At 64.7% G+C, this 22,125-nt stretch carries 21 protein-coding genes; 10 read left to right on the top strand and 11 right to left on the bottom strand.

Going from position 1 to position 22,125, the window contains the following annotated elements; translation table 11 throughout:
* Window positions 1–7 precede the first annotated feature (7 nt).
* The 6 genes from ROH8110_RS08975 to ROH8110_RS08950 all read right to left on the bottom strand — a co-directional run bounded on the left by ROH8110_RS08975 (window position 8) and on the right by ROH8110_RS08950 (window position 5,896).
* On the bottom strand, window positions 8–1,501 hold the full coding sequence (locus tag ROH8110_RS08975; protein WP_085817418.1) for a fumarate hydratase: 1,494 nt from the start codon (window positions 1,499–1,501) through the stop codon (window positions 8–10).
* The gene (locus ROH8110_RS08970; protein WP_085817417.1) at window positions 1,498–2,307 is read right to left on the bottom strand and encodes an HpcH/HpaI aldolase/citrate lyase family protein; all 810 of its coding nucleotides are present in this window, start codon (window positions 2,305–2,307) and stop codon (window positions 1,498–1,500) included. Before ROH8110_RS08970 ends, ROH8110_RS08975 begins: the two co-directional genes overlap by 4 nt.
* 23 nt (window positions 2,308–2,330) lie before the next feature.
* Window positions 2,331–2,771 (bottom strand): acyl-CoA thioesterase, encoded by a 441-nt coding sequence (locus ROH8110_RS08965; protein WP_085817416.1) that lies wholly within the window; start codon window positions 2,769–2,771, stop codon window positions 2,331–2,333.
* An 87-nt stretch (window positions 2,772–2,858) separates the two neighbouring features.
* Window positions 2,859–3,953: a CaiB/BaiF CoA transferase family protein gene (locus tag ROH8110_RS08960; RefSeq protein WP_085817415.1), complete on the bottom strand. Its 1,095-nt coding sequence runs from the start codon at window positions 3,951–3,953 to the stop codon at window positions 2,859–2,861.
* Window positions 3,953–5,113: an acyl-CoA dehydrogenase family protein gene (locus ROH8110_RS08955; protein WP_085817414.1), complete on the bottom strand. Its 1,161-nt coding sequence runs from the start codon at window positions 5,111–5,113 to the stop codon at window positions 3,953–3,955. The genes ROH8110_RS08960 and ROH8110_RS08955 overlap by 1 nt, the downstream gene beginning before the upstream one ends.
* A 120-nt stretch (window positions 5,114–5,233) precedes the next feature.
* The gene (locus ROH8110_RS08950; protein ID WP_170156489.1) at window positions 5,234–5,896 is read right to left on the bottom strand and encodes a class I SAM-dependent methyltransferase; all 663 of its coding nucleotides are present in this window, start codon (window positions 5,894–5,896) and stop codon (window positions 5,234–5,236) included.
* Window positions 5,897–6,085: 189 nt separating this feature from the next.
* Between ROH8110_RS08950 and ROH8110_RS08945 the strand changes: the two genes are divergently transcribed.
* The 5 genes from ROH8110_RS08945 to ROH8110_RS08925 are packed head-to-tail and all read left to right on the top strand — an operon-like array spanning window position 6,086 to window position 10,208.
* On the top strand, window positions 6,086–6,322 hold the full coding sequence (locus tag ROH8110_RS08945) for an Lrp/AsnC ligand binding domain-containing protein (protein ID WP_085817412.1): 237 nt from the start codon (window positions 6,086–6,088) through the stop codon (window positions 6,320–6,322).
* 34 nt (window positions 6,323–6,356) lie between these two features.
* Window positions 6,357–7,499: an ABC transporter substrate-binding protein gene (locus tag ROH8110_RS08940; RefSeq protein WP_085817411.1), complete on the top strand. Its 1,143-nt coding sequence runs from the start codon at window positions 6,357–6,359 to the stop codon at window positions 7,497–7,499.
* Between the two features lie 57 nt (window positions 7,500–7,556).
* Entirely contained in the window at window positions 7,557–8,477 is a 921-nt protein-coding gene (locus ROH8110_RS08935) for a branched-chain amino acid ABC transporter permease (protein WP_085817410.1), read from the top strand.
* Window positions 8,474–9,457, top strand: coding sequence for a branched-chain amino acid ABC transporter permease (locus tag ROH8110_RS08930; protein ID WP_085817409.1), 984 nt, complete (start codon window positions 8,474–8,476; stop codon window positions 9,455–9,457). The genes ROH8110_RS08935 and ROH8110_RS08930 overlap by 4 nt, the downstream gene beginning before the upstream one ends.
* Window positions 9,450–10,208 (top strand): ABC transporter ATP-binding protein, encoded by a 759-nt coding sequence (locus ROH8110_RS08925; protein WP_085817408.1) that lies wholly within the window; start codon window positions 9,450–9,452, stop codon window positions 10,206–10,208. The genes ROH8110_RS08930 and ROH8110_RS08925 overlap by 8 nt, the downstream gene beginning before the upstream one ends.
* 51 nt (window positions 10,209–10,259) lie before the next feature.
* Here ROH8110_RS08925 and ROH8110_RS08920 read toward each other — a convergent pair whose 3' ends face one another.
* From ROH8110_RS08920 to ROH8110_RS08910, 3 genes are read right to left on the bottom strand one after another with little or no spacing between them, the layout of a single operon-like run.
* Complete coding sequence (locus tag ROH8110_RS08920; RefSeq protein WP_085817407.1) at window positions 10,260–11,762, bottom strand: tripartite tricarboxylate transporter permease; 1,503 nt, start codon at window positions 11,760–11,762, stop codon at window positions 10,260–10,262.
* A 3-nt stretch (window positions 11,763–11,765) separates the two neighbouring features.
* On the bottom strand, window positions 11,766–12,212 hold the full coding sequence (locus ROH8110_RS08915; protein WP_170156490.1) for a tripartite tricarboxylate transporter TctB family protein: 447 nt from the start codon (window positions 12,210–12,212) through the stop codon (window positions 11,766–11,768).
* Window positions 12,209–12,955: an SDR family NAD(P)-dependent oxidoreductase gene (locus ROH8110_RS08910; protein ID WP_085817405.1), complete on the bottom strand. Its 747-nt coding sequence runs from the start codon at window positions 12,953–12,955 to the stop codon at window positions 12,209–12,211. Before ROH8110_RS08910 ends, ROH8110_RS08915 begins: the two co-directional genes overlap by 4 nt.
* A 317-nt stretch (window positions 12,956–13,272) precedes the next feature.
* Between ROH8110_RS08910 and ROH8110_RS08905 the strand changes: the two genes are divergently transcribed.
* Both ROH8110_RS08905 and ROH8110_RS08900 read left to right on the top strand, forming a co-directional pair.
* Complete coding sequence (locus ROH8110_RS08905; RefSeq protein WP_085817404.1) at window positions 13,273–14,715, top strand: FAD-dependent oxidoreductase; 1,443 nt, start codon at window positions 13,273–13,275, stop codon at window positions 14,713–14,715.
* Complete coding sequence (locus ROH8110_RS08900; protein WP_085817403.1) at window positions 14,712–15,665, top strand: tripartite tricarboxylate transporter substrate binding protein; 954 nt, start codon at window positions 14,712–14,714, stop codon at window positions 15,663–15,665. Before ROH8110_RS08905 ends, ROH8110_RS08900 begins: the two co-directional genes overlap by 4 nt.
* A 199-nt stretch (window positions 15,666–15,864) precedes the next feature.
* Here ROH8110_RS08900 and ROH8110_RS08895 read toward each other — a convergent pair whose 3' ends face one another.
* A complete protein-coding gene (locus ROH8110_RS08895) occupies window positions 15,865–16,800 on the bottom strand; it encodes an isocitrate lyase/PEP mutase family protein (protein ID WP_085817402.1) in 936 nt (311 codons plus the stop codon).
* The gene (locus ROH8110_RS08890; protein ID WP_085817401.1) at window positions 16,797–17,483 is read right to left on the bottom strand and encodes a GntR family transcriptional regulator; all 687 of its coding nucleotides are present in this window, start codon (window positions 17,481–17,483) and stop codon (window positions 16,797–16,799) included. The genes ROH8110_RS08895 and ROH8110_RS08890 overlap by 4 nt, the downstream gene beginning before the upstream one ends.
* A gap of 133 nt (window positions 17,484–17,616) precedes the next feature.
* Between ROH8110_RS08890 and acnA the strand changes: the two genes are divergently transcribed.
* From acnA to ROH8110_RS08875, 3 genes are read left to right on the top strand one after another with little or no spacing between them, the layout of a single operon-like run.
* On the top strand, window positions 17,617–20,349 hold the full coding sequence (acnA, locus tag ROH8110_RS08885; RefSeq protein WP_170156491.1) for an aconitate hydratase AcnA: 2,733 nt from the start codon (window positions 17,617–17,619) through the stop codon (window positions 20,347–20,349).
* Window positions 20,346–20,750 carry a nuclear transport factor 2 family protein gene (locus ROH8110_RS08880; protein ID WP_085817399.1) on the top strand — a complete coding sequence of 135 codons (405 nt, stop codon included), beginning with the start codon at window positions 20,346–20,348 and terminating at the stop codon, window positions 20,748–20,750. The genes acnA and ROH8110_RS08880 overlap by 4 nt, the downstream gene beginning before the upstream one ends.
* Window positions 20,747–22,111, top strand: coding sequence for a dihydroorotase (locus ROH8110_RS08875; protein WP_085817398.1), 1,365 nt, complete (start codon window positions 20,747–20,749; stop codon window positions 22,109–22,111). Before ROH8110_RS08880 ends, ROH8110_RS08875 begins: the two co-directional genes overlap by 4 nt.
* Window positions 22,112–22,125: the final 14 nt, after the last annotated feature.

Below are 22,125 nucleotides of genomic sequence, written 5' to 3'. Positions count from 1 at the left end.
CTTGCCTTCAGCGGTTGCGCGCCCATTGGCGCGGGCCGCTCTGGTGGATCGACGCGCCTCTGGTGTCCACCGCGACCGTCACCGGCATGTCGCGCACCTCGATCTCGTAGATCGCTTCCATCCCGAGATCCTGATAGGCCACGGGGCGCGCGCTCTTGATCGCCTTCGATACAAGATAGGCAGCACCCCCCACGGCAATCAGGTAGACCGCGCCATGCGCCTTGATCGCCTCGATCGCCGCCGGACCGCGCTCGGCCTTGCCGATCATCACCTTCAGCCCCGACGCCGCCAGCAACGGGCCGGTGAACTTGTCCATCCGTGTCGATGTGGTGGGGCCGGCGGGGCCGATCACCTCGTCGCCCACTGCATCGACCGGCCCGACGTAATAGATCGCCCGCCCCTCCAGATCGACCGGCAGCGGCTTGCCCTGATCCAGTTCCTCCAGCATCCGGCGATGCGCCGCATCCCGCCCGGTATAAAGCCGCCCCGACAACAGCAGCGTATCGCCGGGCGACAGCGACTCGAGCACCGTATCGTCCAGCGCATCCAGGTCGACGCGCCGCCCGTCCATGCTGCCATCCCCAAGGTCGGGCCAGAGCGAAAGATCGGGCGTCTCGAACCGGGCCGGGCCGCTGCCATCCAGCGTGAAATGCATGTGCCGCGTCGCCGCGCAATTGGGGATAAGCGCCACCGGCAACGAGGCCGCATGGGTGGGAAAGCTGTTAACCTTCACATCCAGCACCGTCACCAGTCCGCCCAGGCCCTGCGCCCCGATGCCAAGCGCATTGATCCGCTCGTAAAGCTCCAGCCGCAGGGCCTCTTCGGGCGTCTGTGCGCCGCGCGCGCGCAGCGCGGTGATGTCGATGGGCTCATTGAGCGCCTCCTTGGCCATTGCCATCGCCTTGTCGACACTGCCGCCGATCCCCAGCCCGATGATTCCCGGCGGGCACCAGCCCGCGCCAAGCGCCTTGACCGTCTCGACAACCCAGTCGGCCACTGAATCCGACGGGTTGAGCACGGCGAATTTCGTCTTGTTCTCCGAGCCGCCCCCCTTGGCGGATACAGTGACCGATACCTTGTCGCCTTCGACCAGTTCGGTCTGGATCATCGCCGGGGTGTTGTCGCGCGTGTTGCGCCGCTTGCCCAGGGGGTCTTCCACGATGGAGGCGCGCAGCGGATTGGCGGCAAAGTCATAGGCCCGCCGCGTCGCCTCGTCGATCAAGGCCTGTGGCGAGCGCGTCCAGTCGATCGGCGCCTGCACCCCGACCTTGAGGATCGCGTTGACGCTGCCGGTATCCTGGCAGATCGGCCGCTTGCCTATGGCCGCCATGCGCGAGTTGATCAGGATCTGGGTGATCGCGTTGCGCGCCGACTGGCTTTCCTCGGCCTCGAGCGCAGCACCCATCGCCTGCACGAAATCGGGCGAATGATAGTACGAGATATATTGCAGCGCCTCGGCCACGCTGTCGATCAGGTGATCTTCGGTAATGCGTCCCGTCATTGCGCCGCCTTTCCGCGTGCCAGAATCTGGCGCGCGCGCTTGACCACCGGCGCATCCACCATCTGGCCATCCACCTTGATCGCCGCCGCCCCCGTTGCGGCGGCCTCGATCACCCGCCGCGCCCAATCCAGCGCCTCGGCACCGGGCGCAAAGCCGCGCCTTGCCGGGGCGATCTGGGCGGGATGGATCAGCAGCTTGCCGCCAAACCCCATGGCGATCCCATGCGCGCAATCCTCGGCGATCACCGCTTCGTCGCGGATCGCCGTGGTCACGCCGTCCCAGGGCGCCGGAATCCCGGCCAGCCGCGAGGCCAGCACCAGTTCGGCGCGCGCATGCAGAAGCGACTCGCGCTCATGCGCGATGCCCAGGTCGGCGGCATAGTCGATCGACCCGAAGGCCAGCCGCGCACAGGCCCGCGCGACGTTCTCGGCCCGCCTGAGCCCCAGCGCCGTTTCGATCAGCCCCACCACCGGCAAACCGCTCTCTGCCGCCAACGCGGCGCAGGTCTCGGGGTCTTCGGCTTTGGGCAGGATCAGCCCGTCAACCGGCAGCCCGGTCATCATGGCCGCGTCATCGCTGAAAAACGCGCTGTCGGCGGCGTTGATGCGCACCAGCACCGGCACGGCCCCGGACTTGCGCGCGGTCAGGGTGCGCAGCCCCTCGCGCGCGGCCTGCTTGTCGTCCTCGCCAACCGCATCCTCGAGATCGAGGATCACCGCATCCGCCCCCGCACCAAGCGCCTTCTCGAAGCGGTCAAGCCGGGTGGCGGGCAGGAACAGGGGCAGGGCGATCTGGCTCAGGGGCATGTCGGCTGGCTTTCGGTATGGTGTCAGGTCACGGCAAGCGGCGCCAGCAGGGCGCGCATCTGTTCGGGCAGGGCAACGGGGCGGCTGGTCTCGCGGTCCACATAGACATGGACGAAGCGCCCCTGCGCGGCGGCCGTATCTGTCCCGGTGCGAAACACCGCCAGCTCATAGGTGACGCTGCTGCGCCCCAGTCGCGCGACGCGCAACCCCACCTCGATCGCCTCGGGAAAGGCGATCGGGCTGAAATAGGTGCATTCGCTCTGCGCCACCAGCCCGGTGACCGTACTGCGCCGTATGTCCAGTACGCCGCCACGGATCAGGTATTCGTTCACCGCCGTGTCGAAAAAGGAATAATAGGCCACGTTATTGACGTGCAGATAGGCGTCATTGTCCATCCAGCGGGTGCTGATCGGGCAGAAATGCGCGAAATCGTCACGAAGCAGCGGTGTCGGGCGCTCTGTCATGCGGGGCTCCGTTGCGTCCATCGTCCGGTGTCGTTCAACAGCAGCACGTATCGCGCGCGCTTGTCCAGTGCGTTGCTTGTCATGCGCCTAGGACTCGGGCGGATTCAGCCCCGGCACGGGGCCGTATTCACGCTCTTCGCCCACGAAAACCGGACCGGGCGCAGGGAACGAGACCGGCCCGTTCGGGCTGTCCACGCTCACGCGGCGCAGATGCGGATGCTGCGACAGCCCCGCCATGTCATTGACCGTCGCCAGCGCGATCTTGGCTTCGGTCAGCAGTTCGATGGCCTTGTCGGCATCGAACCGGGCAAAGGCTTCGGCAACGATCGCGTCGGTCTGGTCGCGGTTCTGCACGCGCGCCACGTTGGTGGCGAAACGAGGGTCGGTGCCCAGCGACGCATCGCCGATGAAATCGGCGCAGAGCTTGACCCATTCCCGGTCGCTCTGGATCGAGATCAGCACCGGCGCGCCGGTCCTGGGCTGGAAGACGCCATAGGGTGCGATCGAAGGATGCGCCAGCCCGATGCGCCTGGGGCTGTTGCCCCCCTCGTGATTGAGCAGCGGCACCGTCAGCCAATCGGCCATCACGTCGAACATCGACACCGAAATGCGAGCGCCCTCGCCAGTTGCGCCGCGCCGGATCAGCGCCTCGAGGATCGCCGAATAGGCGGTCGCCCCGGTGGCGATATCAACCAGCGACACCCCCACGCGGGCCGGTTCCGAAGGCCCCCCGGTGATCGAGCAGAGCCCGCTTTCCGCCTGGATCAGCAGATCGTAAGCCTTGCGATCCGCGAGCGGCCCGTCCTCGCCATAGCCGCTGATCGAACAGGTAATCAGGCGCGGGTTGCGTTCATGCAGCGATGCGATCCCGAACCCCAGCCGTTCCAGCGCGCCGGGCTTGAGGTTCTGGATCACCACATCGGCCTTGTCCAGCAACGCCGCCAGCGCCGCCTTGCCCGCGTCGGATGCAAGGTCCAGCGTCACGCTTTCCTTGCCCCGGTTCAGCCAGACGAAATAGCTTGATTGCCCCGCCGCCACGTCATCGTAACCGCGCGCGAAATCCCCCTCGGGGCGCTCGATCTTGACCACATGCGCGCCCGCATCCGCCAGCCGCGCAGACGCGAAAGGCGCCGCGACCGCCTGTTCGATGGCGATCACTTCCAATCCCTCCAGCGCCCGCATCAGAACGACCTCGGCAGGTTCAGCAGATGCTCGGCCACATAGCTCAGGATCAGGTTGGTCGAAATCGGGGCCACCTGGTACAGCCGTGTTTCGCGGAACTTGCGCTCGACATCGTATTCGCAGGCAAAGCCGAAACCGCCATGGAACTGGATGCAGGCGTTGGCCGCCTCCCAACTCGCCTTCGCGGCGAGGTATTTCGCCATGTTCGCCTCGGCGCCGCAGGGCTGCCCGGCATCGTAAAGCGCGCAGGCCTTGTAACGCATGAGGTTTGCCGCCTCGATCTCAATATAGGCTTCGGCGATGGGAAACTGCACGCCCTGGTTCTGGCCGATGGGGCGGCCAAAGACCTGCCGCTCACGCACATAATCCGTGACCTTGTCGGTGAACCAGTAGCCATCGCCGATACATTCCGCCGCAATGAGCGCGCGTTCGGCATTGAGGCCCGTCAGGATGTATTTGAACCCCTTGCCCTCTTCGCCGATCAGGTTTTCCTCGGGGATCTCCAGATTGTCGAAGAACAGCTCGTTGGTCTCGTGATTGACCATGTTGGGGATCGGCTTCACATCCATCCCGCCGGCCATCGCCTCCTTGATGTCGACAAGGAAGATCGACAGCCCCTCGGATTTCTTTTTGACTTCGGACAGTGGCGTGGTGCGCGCCAGCAGGATCATGAGGTCGGAATGCTGCACCCGGCTTATCCAGACCTTCTGTCCGTTCACGACGTAGCGGTCGCCTTTCTTGACGGCAGTAGTCTTCAGCTGCGTCGTGTCGGTGCCGGTGGTCGGTTCGGTGACACCCATCGACTGCAGGCGCAACTCGCCGGTCGCCAGCTTGGGCAGGATGCGTTCGCGCTGTTCCTCGGAACCATGCCGCACCAACGTGTTCATGTTGTACATCTGGCCGTGGCAGGCCCCCGAATTGCCGCCGGCGCGGTTGATCTCTTCCATGATGACGCTGGCCTCGGTCAGGCCAAGCCCGGACCCGCCATAGGCCTCGGGGATCAGCGCCGCCATCCAGCCCTCGCGCGTCAGCGCCTCGACGAACTCATCCGGGTAGCCGCGCTCTTCATCGACCTTGCGGTGGTATTCCGCCGGGAACTGGGCGCAAAGGGCACGGACACCCTCGCGGATGTCCTGATAGTCGTCACTGAGGAAATTCATGCATGTCTCGTGTCGTTTATGCTGTACTCACGAGATAACCGCACGGCGACCCATTGTGCAAATATGGGTTTGCGATGCGGGATATAGGTTCGCACTATGGGCGCGGATCGAACGCGGCCGTCACGCCGGTTGAAAGATGCGCACCGACATCGGCTGTGACAGCAGCCAGGCGCCATTCTCACGCGTCGTGTGGCGCTCAAAGGCCAGCCGCAGCGCGTCGGCATTTGCCTCGATCAGCGCCGCGCGTCCCGGATCGACGGCGATCAGGCTGTCGCAGAACCCCTGAAAGCCGCTGTATCGTTCGACGCGGGGGTAATCATAGGCGCTGACCTCGCGCAGCGCGCCGGTCGTGTCCATCGCCGCCTGTGCGGCGTTGCGGATTTCGGCCTCGTCATCGACCACGGCAAGTACCTGGCTCAGCGCCCCGCTTGCCCTCGGCTCGATAACCACCAACCGGCCGCCCTCGCGCAGCACCCGCGCCGCCTCGCTCAGCGCGTGCGCCATTGCAGACATCGGCACATGATGCAGCGCATTCACGCAGATCGCCGCATCGAAGCTGTCATCGGGATAGGGCATCGCCTCGGCCGGCGCGCGGTCTATCGCGTCCACGCCTTCGGGCGCAAAGGGGTCAAGCCCGCGCCACATGGCTCCCGCCTCGCGCAGACGCCCCCCGAGCCGCCCCCTGCCGCAACCGATATCCAGAACCGAACGTCCCGCCAATGGCGCCAGCTCCTCGAGGATGACATCCAATGCGTCGCGTGTCGGTTCTGTCTTGTGGTCCACGATGTCACCTTGCCTTGCGGGTGCCCTCTATCGGCCCCATGATGGCGCAGCTTAAAGCCAATTCGCTCCGGCGTTTCAAGGCACCCGCCCGGCCTTGCCTGCGACGCGATGCGCGGCAATGCAAATTCGCCGTTTCATTTCCCCGGCCTTTCGCGTTTAAATACCGCCGGATTTACAAGAGGTCAGACCATGCGCCCCGTCTTCGTCAACATCCGCTGCAAACCGGGCAGTTCCTACCACGTGGCCGAGGAAATCGCCCTGCGCGAAATTCACTCCGAACTCTATTCGACATCGGGGCCGTTCGACCTTCTGCTCAAGCTCTACATCCCCGAGGGCGAGGACGTGGGCAAATACATCAACGATCACCTGCTCACCATCCAGGGGATCGAACGCACGGAAACGACGCTGACATTCAAGGCGTTCTAGGGCCGTTACCAAGAACAACAACTGGGAGAGACTTATGAAACTCACGACATTCGTGGCCGCGGCCTGTATCGCGGCGCTGGGCGGCGCGGCCTTTGCCGAAGATGGCGCGCTCAAGGTCGGCATGATCACCACCCTTTCGGGCGGCGGTGCCGGGCTGGGCATCGACACGCGCGATGGCTTCCTTTTGGCGGCCAAGCTGGCGGGCGGCGACAAGCTCGACATCGTCGTCGAGGACGATCAGCGCAAACCCGATATCGCCGTGCAACTGGCCGACAAGATGATCCAGTCCGAAAAGGTCGACATCCTGACCGGCATCGTGTGGTCGAACCTGGCGATGGCCGTGGTCCCCGCCGCCACCGCCCAAGGCAAGTTCTATCTCTCGACCAACGCTGCACCCTCGGCGCTGGCGGGCAAGGGCTGCCACCAGAATTACTTCTCGGTCTCCTACCAGAACGACAACCTCCACGAGGCCGCTGGCGCCTATGTCAAGGATGCGGGCTATTCCAAACCCTTCATCCTCGCGCCGAACTACCCCGCCGGGCAAGACAGCCTGACCGGCTTCAAGCGGCTCTATGGCGGCGAGCTTTCGGGCGAGGTCTACACCCAGCTCGGCCAGACCGATTACGCCGCCGAGATCGCGCAGATCCGCGCCTCGGACGCCGACAGCATCTTCTTCTTCCTGCCCGGCGGGATGGGGATTTCCTTTCTCAAGCAATATGCCGACAGCGGGCTTGAACTGCCGGTCGTCGGCCCGGCCTTCAGCTTCGATCAGGGCATCCTGCAGGCGGTCGGCGACGCGGCGCTTGGCGTGATCAACACGAGCCAGTGGAACAAGGATATCGACAACCCCGCCAATGCGCGCTTCGTCGAAGAGTTCCAGGCCGAATATGGCCGCCTGCCCTCGCTCTATGCGGCGCAGGGCTATGACACGGCGAACCTGCTGCTCTCGGCGATGGACAGCGCGGATATCTCGGATGCCGATGCCTTCCGCGCGGCACTCAAATCCGCCGATTTCGACAGCGTGCGCGGCGATTTCGCCTTTGCCGCCAACAACCATCCGATTCAGGACATCTATGTGCGCGAGGTGATCAAGGAGGGCGACGTCTACACCAACAAGATCGTCGGTGTGGCGCTCGAGGATCACGCCAACGTCTACGTGGACGAGTGCAAGATGTAAGACCAACCGGGCGGGCGCCCTGCGTGCCCGCCCGATAGTGCCGGGGCGCCCCATTTCGTGACACCGCTGCTTTTCATCGAACAGGTCCTCAACGGGCTTCAGTTCGGGGTCATGCTTTTTCTCATGGCCGCGGGGCTGACGCTCGTGTTCGGGGTGATGGGGCTGATCAACCTCGCGCATGGCTCGCTCTACATGGTGGGGGCCTTCGCTGCCGCCGCCGTCGCGGGCTGGAGCGGCTCATTCCTTTTGGCACTGGTGGCAGCACTCGCCGCATCCGCCGCCGCCGGGGCGATCGTGGAACTCACCGTGATCCGAAGGCTTTATGATCGCGACCATCTCGATCAGGTGCTGGCCACTTTCGCGCTGATCCTGATCTTTTCGGAAGGCACGCGCTGGCTGTTCGGATCGTTTCCGCTGTTTCTCGATATTCCCGACTGGCTCTCGGGGCCGGTGACCCTGCCGGGCGGTATCGAATACCCGCTCTACCGTCTTGCGATCATCGCAGTCGGGCTCAGTATCGCCACCGGACTGTTCTGGCTGATCGCGCGCACGCGCCTTGGCATCCGCATCCGCGCCGGTGAATCCGACCGCGAGATGATCGCCGCCCTCGGTGTCGACATCTCGCGGCTCTACACCATCGTCTTCGCGCTGGGCGCGGCGCTCGCGGGACTTGCCGGGGCGATGGTCGGCGCGATCCAGTCGGTGCAGGTCGGCATGGGCGAACCGGTGCTGATCCTCGCCTTCGTGGTCATCGTGATCGGCGGCATCGGCTCGATCAAGGGCGCGCTGGTCGGCGCGTTGCTGGTCGGCCTGACAGATACACTGGGCGGGCTTCTCCTGCCCGAAGCCTTCAAGCTCTTCATGGAAACCTCGGATGCCACGGCAACCGGCTCGGCGCTGGCCTCGATGCTGATCTACATCCTGATGGCGGTGGTGCTGGTCTGGCGCCCGCGCGGTCTGTTCGGAGGTGCCACATGAGCCGCGAGCGCATGGTCAACGCCGCGCTGATGGCGCTGCTTCTCGGGGTGCCGCTCTGGGCCTGGGCGACGGACGAGCCCTTTACCATCACCCTCGCCACGCGCGTCGCGATCCTGGCGCTGGCGGGCGTCGGACTAAATATCGCGCTGGGCCTCGGCGGGCTGGTCAGCCTCGGCCATGCGGCCTTCTTCGGGATCGGCGGCTACGCGATGGGCATCCTCGCAAGCCACGCCCAAAGCTACACCCCCCTGATGGAAAGCCCCTTTCTTCTGGAGGGCACCAAATCCATGCCGGTGATCTGGCTGGTGGCGATCCTCGCCTCGGCGCTGGCGGCGCTGGTGATTGGCGCGCTCAGCCTGCGCACCTCGGGCGTCTATTTCATCATGATCACCCTGGCCTTCGGGCAGATGCTGTATTTCTTCTCGATCTCCTGGCCCGCCTATGGCGGCGAGGACGGGCTGTCGATCTACCTGCGCAACGGCTTCCCGGGGCTGAACACGCTGGACCCGATACAGTTCTTCGCGCTTTGCTTTGGCTGCCTTGCCGCGGCGCTCTGGTTCAACGCGCGCCTTGTGCGCTCGCCTTTCGGCCTTGCCCTCAACGCCGCGCGCCAAAGCCCCGAACGGGTCGAAACCGTGGGCCTTGGCACCTTTCGCCTGCGCCTCGTGGCCTTCGTCATCTCGGGCGCGATCACCGGGCTCGCAGGCGCGCTCTTTGCCGATCTCAACCGCTTCGTCAGTCCCGGCATGTTCTCATGGCAGATGAGCGGCGAGATCATGGTCTTCGTGATCCTCGGCGGGGTCGGGCGGCTTTACGGGCCGGTGGCGGGGGCGGCGCTTTTCATCACGCTCGAACATGTGCTCGGCGGGATCAGCCCGTTCTGGCATGTCTGGCTCGGCTTTCTCCTTCTGCTGGTCGTGCTTTTCGCACGGGGCGGCGTCATCGGGCTTCTGGCGGGCAGGCGGGTGGCGCATGACTGATCCCGTTCTTGTCACCAAAGGGCTAACCAAGTCCTTCGGCGCCGTGCGCGCCTCGCATGATGTCAGCCTCGATCTGCGCCCCGGCGAGATCCACGCCGTGATCGGCCCCAACGGAGCGGGGAAGTCCACCCTCATCGCCCAGATCTGCGGCGGCCTGAAACCCGATGCGGGCCGCGTCAGCTTCGCCGGGCGCGACGTCACGCATCTGCCCACCCGCGCCCGCGCCCGCCTTGGCCTTGCCCGCACCTTCCAGGTGTCCGCCCTGGCGATGGAGGACACGGTGCTGCAAAACGCCACCCTCGGCGCGCTTGGCGCAAAGGGCGCGCGCGCCGGGCTGCCAGGCCTCCTGGGCGACGCGCTCGCAGCGGGCGATTTGCGCGACACGGCGATGTCCGCGCTTGAACGCGTCGGTCTTGCCGAACACGCCGCCACCGTCACCTCGGCCCTCTCCCACGGCCAGCGCCGCCAGCTCGAAGTCGCGGTGGCCCTGACCCTGCGTCCGCGCGCCTTCATCATGGACGAACCGATGGCGGGCATGGGGACCGAAGGCTCGCAGCGCATGACCGCCTTCCTCGACGGGCTGCGCGACGAGGCCCCGATCCTGCTGGTGGAACATGACATGGACGCGGTCTTCGCCCTCGCGGACCGGCTCAGCGTGCTGGTCTATGGCCGCATCATCGCCACCGGCAGCGTCGACGAAATCCGCGCCAATGCCGAAGTGCGCAAGGCCTACCTCGGAGAAGACGCGTAGATCCGCGTGCCCGTGCCCGCCTATCGGTGTGGCCCGGTTCGCCTCGTCGTCTCAGTCCTCGGCCAGTCTTGCGCGCCGCCGCGCCATGAAGCCCGGTATCGCAAGGCTTGCCACCAATGCCACCGTCAGTACCAGGAAAGCGGCTGATATCGGGCGGTCGATAAAGGTCGTGATGTCACCGCGCGAAAACAGCAATGCGCGCCTGAAATGCTGTTCCAGCATTGGCCCGAGGATGAATCCCATCAGCATCGGTGCCGGCGGATAACCGTAGGCGTTCATTAGATAGCCCACGATCCCGAACACGATCACCGTCATCACGTCGAAGGGGCTGTTGCTGACCGAATAGACGCCAATACAGATGAAAAACAGGATCGCCGGAAACAGTATCCGCTGCGGCACCGTCAGGATCCTAACCCAGAATCCGATCAGCGGAATATTCAGCACGAGCAGCATCAGGTTCCCGACCCAGAAGCTCACGACCAGCCCCCAGAACAGGTCGGCATTGGTGGTAAAGAACTCGGGCCGTGGCGTGATGCCGTGAATCATCATCGCGCCCAGCAACACCGCCATCCCCGCATCGCCCGGAATGCCCAGTGCCAGGGTCGGAATGAACGCCGCCTGGGTCGAGGCGTTGTTCGCGGCCTCCGGCGCCGAGATGCCCTCGATCGCGCCGCGTCCGAACCGCTCCGGGCGTCTCGAGACGCGCTTCTCGAACGCATAGGCCAGGAAAGCCGCAAGCGTTGGGCCAGCACCCGGCAAGATGCCCACGAACGATCCGATGAACGAGCCCCGCACGGTCGGCTTCCAGCATTCGCTCAGGTCCTTGCGCGTCGGTATCAATTCCCGCAGGCGCACTTTCTGCGGGGTCAGGTCGCGCGGCTTGCCGGCATTCTTGAGAAGTTCGGCCACCCCGAACAGCCCCATCGCCATCGCCACGAGATTGAGCCCGTCCTGCAATTCCAGCACCCCGAACGAATAGCGTATCGTCCCCGAGGTCGGGTCCATCCCCACCGTCGACAACAGCAATCCCGCGACCACTGCGATGATTCCCTTTACCGGTGATCCAAGCGACATCGTGGCTGCTGCTACCAGCCCCAGAAGCATGATCGAGAAATACTCGGCTGAAGAAAACTTCAACGCCATCTGCCCCAGCGCGGGCGCAAAGCTCATCACCAGCACGATCGCGAAACAACCGCCCGCGAAGGAAGTGATCGTCGTGATGAACAGCGCGACGCCCGCGCGCCCCTGCTTGGCCATCGGATAGCCGTCCAGCGCCGTCACCGCCGTTGTCGACGTGCCCGGAAGATTGAGCAGGATCGAGGCCGTGGACCCGCCATATTGCGCGCCGTAAAAGATCCCCGCCAGCATGATAAGCGCGCTCATCGGTTCAAGATGATAGGTGATCGGCAATGTCATCGCTACGGCGGCCAGCGGCCCGATCCCCGGCAGGACGCCGATGAACATGCCGACGGACACACCGATCAGGCAGAACAGCAGCGCCTCGCTTGTGATGGCGACATCCAGTCCGAGCGCGATTCCGGAAAAAAGGTCCATCGATCAACTCCCGAATGCGGCGATCGGAATGCCGATTCCGCGGATGAAGATGAGATAACCCACAAGCGTCATGCCTGCGGCCAGCAAGAATGTTTCAAGCCAGGTCACGTCACGCTCTGCCTGCGCAGAAATCGCGACCAGTGCCACGGTCGAAGGCACGAATCCCACATGGTCGATGAGCAGGACCCAGACCACGATGCCGCCGATGATGAATGCGAAGGGCCGCCAGCGCAGATCCAGCGAAACCTCCGGTTCACGCCGCCCCTGCCATGCCGCGATCACGCCGAAGACCGCCAGCAGCGCACCAAGCAGGATGGGCACGAAACCCGGTCCCATCCGTATGATCGTGCCGAATGCGTAATTCGCGGCGATCGCGATGGCACCAAGGCCGATCGCGGCCCATGCCAACCCCGCTGCGATTTCCTGCCGGTTGCGTCCGGTTCGCTTCATCGCTGCTCCCTTTCTTCTGACTTGGCGCCGGGCTGATCCAGCGCTGCGGCAAGTGAGGCCCCGCCGCATTGATATATCGTTTGGCCGGTAATTGCGCCCGCCGCGTCCGATGCAAGGAACGCCACCGTCGCCGCTACCTCGTCCGGGCGAATCAACCGCCCGATCGGCAGCGCGCGGGGTGGTGCGTCGGCGCGGGCGGGATCGCGAAGCTGCGGCGTGTCTGTCGCTGCTGGTGCGACCACGTTCACGGTCAGCCCGCGCGCAACATGCTCGGCGGCGAGCGAGCGGGCAAGCCCGTCCAGCGCAGCCTTGCTGGCGGCGTAATAGCCGCGCCCCGCACGCCCCTGGGCGGCGCGCGACGACAGCAGCACGACCCGGCCTCGCCCATCGGGCATTCGCGGCATCAGGCTGCGCGCCAGGCGGTTCGCGGCGGCTACATGCAATGTCCACAAGGCCCGCCCCGCATCGGCGTCGGTGTCTGCATTGTCGGCCCGCATGACGCCCGCCGCATGTACGAATGCAATCGGCGCGAATTCAGCCAACGCAGCCTCGGCCTGGGCGATTCCTTCAGGTTGGGCAAGATCGGCCAGGACCATGCTGCAAAGCGCAAGCGTTCCCTCCGGCGGATCGTCACGATCAAGCCCGACGACCCTCCAGCCATCCGACAGAAACCGCCGTGCCACCGCCAGCCCGATGCCCGAGGCCACGCCGCTGATCACGGCAATGGGGCCATGGGCGCTCATCCGAACACCGGCCCGGATAAGGAATCCGGGGCTTTGGGAAAGATATGTCCTGACATGCCGAACCCGTTGCTTGCGTTCCCACTGGAATGGCAATAGCGCACACAACTGTCAACACTATGTGTCTGAATTGGGCATATTCGTCGATGCCGAAGCCAATGGGATCGCCCCTGGATAACCAATGCGGATCAGGCCTATCCGTAGAAACATAGGCGTAACCACATGAAATTACTGCCATGATGAAACAATCAAGACAGGCGTTGACCTCACTCCTGTTCCTGCGCATAGTGTTGACACTTTTGTGAGAGACGGATCATTGAATGCCCGCTGACCCGAAACTGAAGGTGCCTGATATCGAGATCGACGTTCTCGTCGTGGGGGCGGGCGGCTGCGGCCTTGTCGCGGCCATAGCCGCCGACGCGGCGGGCGCGTCCGTCGCCATTCTCGAGAAACAGACCCGGCTCGCAGGCAACACGGCGCTGTCCAGCGGCTCGATCCCTGGTGCCGGAACCCGCCTTCAGGCAGCGGCCGGGGTCTCGGACAGCCCCGCTCTCTTTATCGACGACCTGATGCGCGTCAGTGGCCGGCACGAAGCCGAGCATCTGACCGAACGACTTGCCCATCTCTCTGCCGAGCTGGTCGAATGGCTGATCGACGAGGCGCATGTCTCGCTTTCGCTGGTATCCGGCTACCGCCATGTCGGGCACTCGGTCACGCGCCTGCACGCGCCCCCGTCGCGGCAGGGCGCAGACCTGCTGGCCGACCTCGAAAGGGAGGCCGCCCGACGCGGTATCCCACTGGCGCTGGGCCAGCCGGTGACGGCGCTTCTGGTCGAGAATGGACGCGTCGAAGGTGCGCTAGCACGCGATGCCCAAGGCCGTGAGACCCGCATCGCCGCCAAGGCCGTGATCCTGGCCTCGAACGGCTTTGGTGCAGCTCGCGACCTGATAGCTGAGCACTGCCCCGAGGTCGCCGATGCGCCCTATGGCGGCGCGGCCGGATCGACCGGCGAAGCGCTCCGCTGGGGGCTCATGCTCGGGGCGAAAACGGCGAATATGGGCGCGTTTCAGGGACATGCCGGACTTGCGCAGCGCAGCGGCGCGCTGGTCACATGGACCGTGATTGAACGTGGCGGCATCGTGGTCGACCGCCACGGCACCCGCATCGGCGACGAAACCCTTGGCTATTCTGCCTTCGCCGCGCTGGAACTGGCTGCCGATGAACCGCTGCACATGATTTACGACGCGCGGATCGAGGTCGACGTTACCGCCGGACAGCCCGAATTTGCCGAGATCGCCCGTATGGGCGATGCCATCGGCGCCGATGACGCGCATGCATTGGCGGACCGTCTCGATCTGCCGGGCGCTGCCCTCGAACAGACCTTGTCGCAGGCCGCGCAGGCCGCTTCGGGAGATCGCGATCCGCATGGCCGCGTGGCCTGGGGACTCGGCGCGCTTCAGGCGCCCTATCGCGCGACGCGGGTGACGCCCGCGCTTTTTCACACACAGGGCGGACTGGCCGTGACTGCCGGGGCGCAGGTCCTCGGTCAGGACGGCCAGGCCATCCCCGGCCTTTATGCCGGGGGCGGCGCCGCCGCAGGAATCAGCGGACGAACCGGGGGCGACGGCTATGTCTCCGGGAACGGGCTGCTGTCGGCACTCGGACTCGGCCTTATTGCCGGGCGCAGTGCTGCGACAAGTGCCGCAGGATCGCGTCCCGATCCCGCGACGCAAATCAGAATTCAACAAGGAGAAATGACATGAGAACGACTTTGACTGGAATTCTTGCGAGCGCCGCACTGGCGATCGGTGCCACGGCGGCGGCGGCGCAGGATTTCCCGACCCGCTCGATCACCATCGTGGTGCCGTATTCGCCCGGTTCCACCGACACGATGGCGCGCACGCTGGCCAACGAGATGTCGAACGAACTGGGTCAGCCCGTGGTCGTCGAAACGCGTCCGGGCGCGGGCGGAACCGTTGGTGGCGCCTCGGTCGCAAGCGCCGATCCGGATGGCTACACGCTACTGTTCGCTGTGTCGTCGGTCCAGACGGTCGCGCCGCATCAACGTGATCTTCCCTATGGGTTCGACGACCTCGCACCCGTCGCGCGCGTGGCTGTGGGTCCGAACATGATGGCCGCGCGTACCGGCGCTCCCTTCACGACGATTGAGGAGCTGGTGGCCTATGCCAAGGAGAATCCGGGCGACGTCAGCTATGGCTCGGCGGGCACCGGCGGTGCAACTCATATCGCGGCCGAGGCCTTTGCGCGTGCGGCGGGCGTCGAGCTGTTCCATATCCCCTTCAACGGCGTGACACCGGCAGTCGCCGCCACCGTCGCGGGTGAAGTGGACTTGGTGCTTGGCTTTGCGTCGGCGATCCTGCCGCAGGACGAGGGCGGTAAGCTGGTTGCACTGGCGCAGCTCAGCAGCGAGCGAACCGAAGTCGCGCCCGACGTCCCGACACTGATCGAAAGCGGCGTCGACCTGGCTCTGCCGCCCAACACGGGCCTCTGGGCGCCGGCCGGCACGCCTGACGACGTGATCGCCACGCTGGCCGCCGCAGTCGAGAAAGCCGCCGGCAGCGACACGTTCCAGTCTTTCGCCAAGAGCGGGCTGACCGCCGTGGACTACGCCGGTTCCGAGGCCTTCACCGAGGTTCTGAAAACCGAGAACGCCTTCTTTGCCGAGCTTCTGCCGACCTTGAAGATGGAGTGATCCGGCCATCCGGCTGCCTTGCCGCAGCCGGGCCGACATGCAAGACGGGGGCGGATGCGAACATCCGCCCCTTTTTCTGTCAGGGGCATGCACATGATCGGCATTCCTCCGGAAACAGTAAGGGCCGAAGCGAAATATCGCTCCGGCCCTTGTCATGTTTGCCGCGGGATCATGGCAGCGGCGCACGCCGCCTGGCGGCTTATCCCGCTTTGCCGGTAACTGCGCGTTCGGGCGTCTCGACGACACCTTCAAGATCGTTGAAACGGCTTTCCAGCGCGCTGAATTCAGGCAGCCCCATCAGGTTCCAGATCTCCTCGATCGAGACCATCAGGTCGGGCCGGTCCACGACCTCGCCGGTCGGAATAGCCTCCAGAAGCGTGGCCAGAACGGTTTCCATCGCCTTCAGCGCAGCCGCCGGAAGCATCCGGGGCAGGGTGACGCGACGCACGCCGAGTTCCTTCATCCGGGCAATCGGGATCAGCGGCGTGGTGGGGCGCGAGCGCAGCCCGAATCCCATGTTCACCGATACCGGAATATCGACCGCATCGACCAGCGCCTTGATCTGATCCTCGCCCTTGATCGCATCGGCGAAGATCAGGTCGGCACCGGCCTTCTCGTAGAGCTTGGCGCGCCGGATTGCTCCTTCGAGCCCTTCGACCGCGAGCGCATCCGTGCGGGCCAGGATCACGAAATCATCGTCGCGCCGCGCATCGCATGCGGCCTCGATCTTGCGCGCCATTTCGCGCATGTCGATCACATCCTTGCCGGCCATATGTCCACACCGCTTGGGGCTGACCTGATCCTCGATATTGATCCCGGCGACGCCGGTATCCTCGAAGCGTTGCGTCGCGTGCCAGACCGTCGCGGGATTGCCATAGCCCGTATCGGCATCGGCCATCACCGGGATCGACACGCAGCCAGCGATCATTCGGCAGGCATCGAGATTGTCCGTCATGCCCATGATGCCCACATCCTCGAAACCCATGCGGGAATTCGCAAGGCCCGCGCCGCTGGTGCAGGCGGTCTTGAATCCCATCTTCTCGACGAGCCGGATGCTGTAGCCGTCATAGACGCCGGGCGAAACGAGGATGTCGTCGCCCGCCAGAAGCTCCCTCAGACGCTTGGTTGGTTTCACGCTTCACTTTCCTTTCTTTCACGCCGTGGCTGCGCCGGTGCGGGCGCATTTGCATTGGCGGTATCGGTGTCCAGAAGGCGCTGCAGCGCCGCGGTGGCGCGGGCGATATGCGCCCGCATCAGCGACTCGGCCAGTTCGGCATCGCGCGATTTCATGCCGCGCAGGATCTGCCAATGCTCCGCCGAGGCGTTGTCATGTCGCCCCGGTGTCGAGCCCGAGCGGGCACGATACAGGCGCAACAGGTAATAGAGCTCGTCGCACAGCAAGGATTCGATGCGCCGGTTGCCGCACTCCTTCGCAATCCTGACATGAAGGTCAAGCACGCGGCCATTGCCGCCAGCCTGCTCGAAATCATGCAGCAGCCGGTTCATCGATTCATCCGACATCGCACGGGTCGCCAGCTTGACGCTCATTCCCTCGACGCTTTCGCGCAGCTGGAATATCTCGATCATGTCTTTCACGTCCAGATCGACGACACGGGCCTTGAAATAGGGTTCCTTTACGATCAGACCTCGACCCTGAAGCGCCTTCACTGCCTCGCGCACGGGGCCGCGGCTGACCTTGAACCGCTCCGCAAGCGTGGCCTCGTTCACGACTCCGCCCAGCGGAATCTCTCCGCTGAGGATAAGGTCAAAAATACCATCGAAGACGGTGTCGACGCGAGTTCGCTGCTGGCCGGACATCCTTACCTCAATCTGTCAACACTTTTGCGGAACTTACCTGTTATCTACGAAAAGTAAAAGACATTATTGCCCATTTTTGGGCGTTATGGCTGATAGTGTTGACACTTTTACAGCCGCGTCTTATCCAGATGATATGCAGAATGTAGTCAGGACAAATTCCGCCGAAATCGCCTGTGCCGGTTTTCCGGGCAAAGGCGGCGCGCCCGCGCTGGCGGTCGACCTCAACGCCCTGACCGCAGGCCGTAAGCGGCCATTGCCGCGCTCCCTGCGCGTGGTGCTCGAGAACCTTGCCTTGCAGGCGCTCGACGGGGAAGATGTTGCTCACGAGATCGCCGCGATCCGTGACTGGAGCGCCAGCACGGACGAGATTTCTGTTCCGTTGCAGGTCTCCCGCGTCATGCTGCCCGATTCCAGCGGCCTGCCTGCGCTCATGGACCTTGCCGCGGCGCGCGATGCGCTGGTTGAGCGTGGCCGCGACCCGAGCGCGGTAGAGCCGGCCGTGCCGGTGACGTTGGTGGTCGATCACTCGTTGATCGTCGATGTGGCGGGCCATCCCAACGCCCGAAACCGCAACATGGCCGAGGAATACCGCCGCAACGCCGAGCGCTACGCCTTTTTCAAATGGGCCGAACAGGCCTTTGATCGTCTCCGGGTCGTTCCGCCCGGTTCGGGCATCATCCATCAGGTTCATCTGGAGAGCATTGCACAGGTGGCCGCCCCGCGCGAGGTGCAAGAGGGACGCATCATCGCGACGGAATTCGTTCTGGGATGCGACAGCCATACGACGATGGTCGGTGGTATCGGCATGCTGGCCTGGGGCGTCGGCGGGATCGACGGCGAGGCCGCGGCCCTGGGTCTTCCCTATCAGGTGCGCATTCCCCGTGTCGTCGGCGTCCAGCTCAATGGCGACCTCCCGGCAGGTAGCACAACGACTGATCTGGTTCTGACCGTGACCGAGCGCTTGCGTCAGCTCGGCGTGGTCGGGGCATTCGTCGAGTTCTGCGGCCCCGGTGCCGCCAGCCTGTCGGTGCCCGACCGCGCGACCATCGCCAACATGGCCCCCGAATACGGCGCCACCTGCGCATTTTTCCCCATTGATGAACGCACCATAGAATATCTGGCGGTATCCGGACGCGATCCAGACCACGTATCGCTCGTCGAATCCTACGCCCGCGCCAGCGGCATGTGGGCCGACCCCGGCGACCCTCTGCCCGAGGTCACCGAGATGGTCGAGATCGACCTTGGATCAATCGTTCCCAGCGTCGCCGGTCCCAAGCGCCCTCAAGACCGCGTGCCGCTCGACCGGATCGCGCAATCGTTCCGCGATGCGCTTTGCGCCCCGGTCGGCCCGCAAGGCTTTGGCTTGTCCGAAGACGCGCGCGATGCCTGCGTTGAAGTGGATGTCGCGGGCTCGCCCGTCACCTTGCGCCATGGCAGCCTGACCATTGCCGCGATCACCTCCTGCACCAATACGTCGAACCCGACAGTGATGCTTGCGGCCGGTCTGCTGGCGCGCAATGCCGTCGCCAAGGGGCTCTGCGTCCCACCCCAGGTCAAGACCTCTCTCGCACCAGGCTCGCGGGTGGTCGAGGACTACCTCGCCGCCGCAGGTTTGATGGAACCGCTCGAGACGCTTGGCTTCCATGTGGTCGGGATCGGCTGCACCACCTGTTCGGGCAAGTCCGGCCCCCTTGCGCCCGGCATCTCCGAAGCCATCGCCAAGAACGATCTGGTCTGCGCCGCGATCCTGTCGGGCAACCGGAACTTCGAGGGCCGCATCCATAAATCGGTCCGTGCCGCCTATCTCGCATCGCCCCCGCTGGTGGTGGCCTTCGCCCTGGCGGGGCGGGTTGATATCGACTTTGCCAACGAACCCTTGGGTCACGACGCACAAGGCGTCGGGGTGATGCTGTCGGATATCTGGCCCGACCGTGACGAAATCGCCGCGTTGGAAAAGGACAGCCAGCAACCCGAGCGGTTCCGCAGCAGCTATGCCACCTTGTTCGATGGCGCGCAGCTCTGGGACGATCTGGAAAGCCCGCGTGGCCCGGTCTTCGACTGGAACCCTGATTCCAGCTACATCAAGCGTCCGCCCTTTATCGAACTCGGTGGTCAGGCGTTGCCTGACCGGATCGAACAGGCGCGCGCATTGGTCGTCGCGGGGGATTCCCTGACCACCGATTTCGTGACTCCCTCGGGTGAAATCCTGGCCGAAAGCCAGGCCGGCCAATATCTCATGGATCAGGGCGTCGCGCCGCGCGATTTCAACGCGGTCACGCAGCGGCGCGGCAATCACGAGTTCATGGCGCGCGTGACCTTTGCCAACCAGCGCATGAAGAACCGCCTTGCGGGCGGGATCGAAGGCGGCTTCACCCGGCTCGACCCTGATGGCGAGGTGATGACGATCTACGACGCCGCTCAGCAATTGCGTGAACAGAATTGCCCGGCGATCGTGTTGGCGGGCAAGGATTACGGCATGGGGTCCAGCCGGGACTGGGCCGCCAAGGGGCCAAAACTGCTGGGCGTGGCCGCCGTGCTCGCCGAAAGTTTCGAGCGCATCCACCGGGCCAACCTGATCGGAATGGGGATTGCCCCGCTGGTCTTTTCACCGGGCGAAAGCGTCGAAAGCCTCGGCTTGACGGGGTTTGAAACCTTTCGCCTGACCGGTCTGCACGACGCGGTCGAGACTGGCGCGCCGGTGCGTGTCAGCGCCATCGGGCGCGGCATCGAGCCCCGCGACTTCACGATGCGCCTTGACGTCACCGGCACGCATGAAGCCAAGCTGCTTCGCGAGGGCGGGATCTTCGCCGAGATCCTGAAAACGGCGCTGGCCGAAAAGGACCATGAACGGGATGACACCGCATGAACACGCTCGATGACGCCGTTGAACTGGTGGTCGCCTATCTGAAGGCGATGGAAAACCGCGACCTCGCAACCGCGCAAGGTTTTGTCGCTGAGACCGGGCTCGAACTCGTGTTTCCCGGTGATCGCCGGTTCTCGAGCATCGATGAGATTCGCAGCAATTCCGCCGGCCGATACGGTTTCGTGGGCAAGACCATCACCGAAACCGACGCCTGGCAGAACGGCGAGACGACACGGGTGATGGTGCAGGGCACGCTGCACGGCGAATGGCGCGACGGCGAATCCTTCGAGGGAATCCGCTTCGTCGACCTGTTTGACCTCACCGCAGGCAAGATCCGGCGCCAACAGGTTTGGAACGACACCGCGGAACGACTGATCGCATTGGGAAAGGAGTGGCAGACATGACCTTCGACCTGGTCCTCAAGAACGGCGAGATCGTCTTTCCGGGCGAAGGCGTGGCGCGTGGCTCGATCGCGGTCAAGACCGGCCGGATCGCCGCGATCCTCGCACCCGATGAATCCGTCAGCGCCCGTCAGGTGATCGACTGCACCGATCGCTGGATTCTCCCCGGCGCGATCGATCCTCACACCCATGTCGGGTTCGGGGCCAAGGAACAGGACTGGACCACCGAAAGCCGCACCGCCGCCTTGCAGGGAGTGACCGGATTGATGACCTTCTGGCGCTCCGAGGATCTGGCTCAATCCACGCCGGGTTGGCAGCGCGAGGGCGAGGCCCGCTCGGTGATCGATTTCGGCTTTCATTTCGGCGTCACCTCGCGCAGCCATGTCGACGCGTTTCCGGCACTTGCCGCGAAGTTCGGTGTGACCTCGCTCAAGGTCTACCTGATGTACAAGGGCGCGAACGGCGCCGCCAAGGGTTTCACCGAAGTCGATGACGCACTCCTGTTCTCGGCCCTTGCAGCCGCCGCGCGGGTGCCGGGCGGGGTGGTCGGGGTCCATTGCGAGAACACCGAGGTCATCCCGTTCTTCCGTGACCCGATCAAGGCGGCGGGCCGCTCGGACCTGGGCGCCTGGGACGACCAGAGCCCCGGCTTCCTTGAAACCGAGAATGTCTTTCGTGTCGCCTATTTCGGCGAAAAGGCGGGTTGCCCGGTCAATATCGTGCATATGTCGGCAGTCGAAAGCCTCGATCTCGTGCGCCGGATGCGCCATGCTGATCGCCCAGCCATCAATGTCGAGACCTGCATCCATTATCTCAGCCTGACCCGCGACAGCGACATTGGCGACTTGGGCAAGGTCAATCCGCCACTGCGCAGCCAGGCCGATGTGGACGGGCTCTGGGAAGGCGTGCGTGACGGTGCGATCCAGACCATCGGCTCGGATCACGTCGCGCGCAAACGCGCCACCAAGGGGCCGGACCTCTGGGGCGCAACGGCCGGGTTTCCCGGTATCGCGCAGCTTTGGCCGATCCTTGTCTCCGAGGGCTACCATCGGCGCGACATTCCGATCGAGACCCTGGCCGCTACCACCAGCCGCAACGTGGCGGCGCTCTACAATCTTGCGGGCAAGGGGCGGATCGCGCCGGGCTACGACGCCGACTTCGCCGTGGTCGACCCGGATGCCACCACAGTTGTGCGCCCTTCCGACTACCCCTCGCATTCCGATTACTCGCCCTACGAAGGCATGGAACTGCGCGGTGCGGTCACCCATACGATCCTGCGCGGTATGCTGCTGTCCGAGAACGGCCAGCTTTCCGAAGCTGTCGATGCGGCACCGCGCGGCCAATACCTTTTCCGGGCCAATTGATTCACTCAGCGAAA

Origin of the sequence: Roseovarius halotolerans, assembly GCF_900172255.1 — a bacterium.
Classification (GTDB): Bacteria; Pseudomonadota; Alphaproteobacteria; order Rhodobacterales; family Rhodobacteraceae; genus Roseovarius; species Roseovarius halotolerans.
Note: the sequence above shows the minus strand (reverse complement) of the source record. Positions and strands in the feature narration are given on the sequence as shown.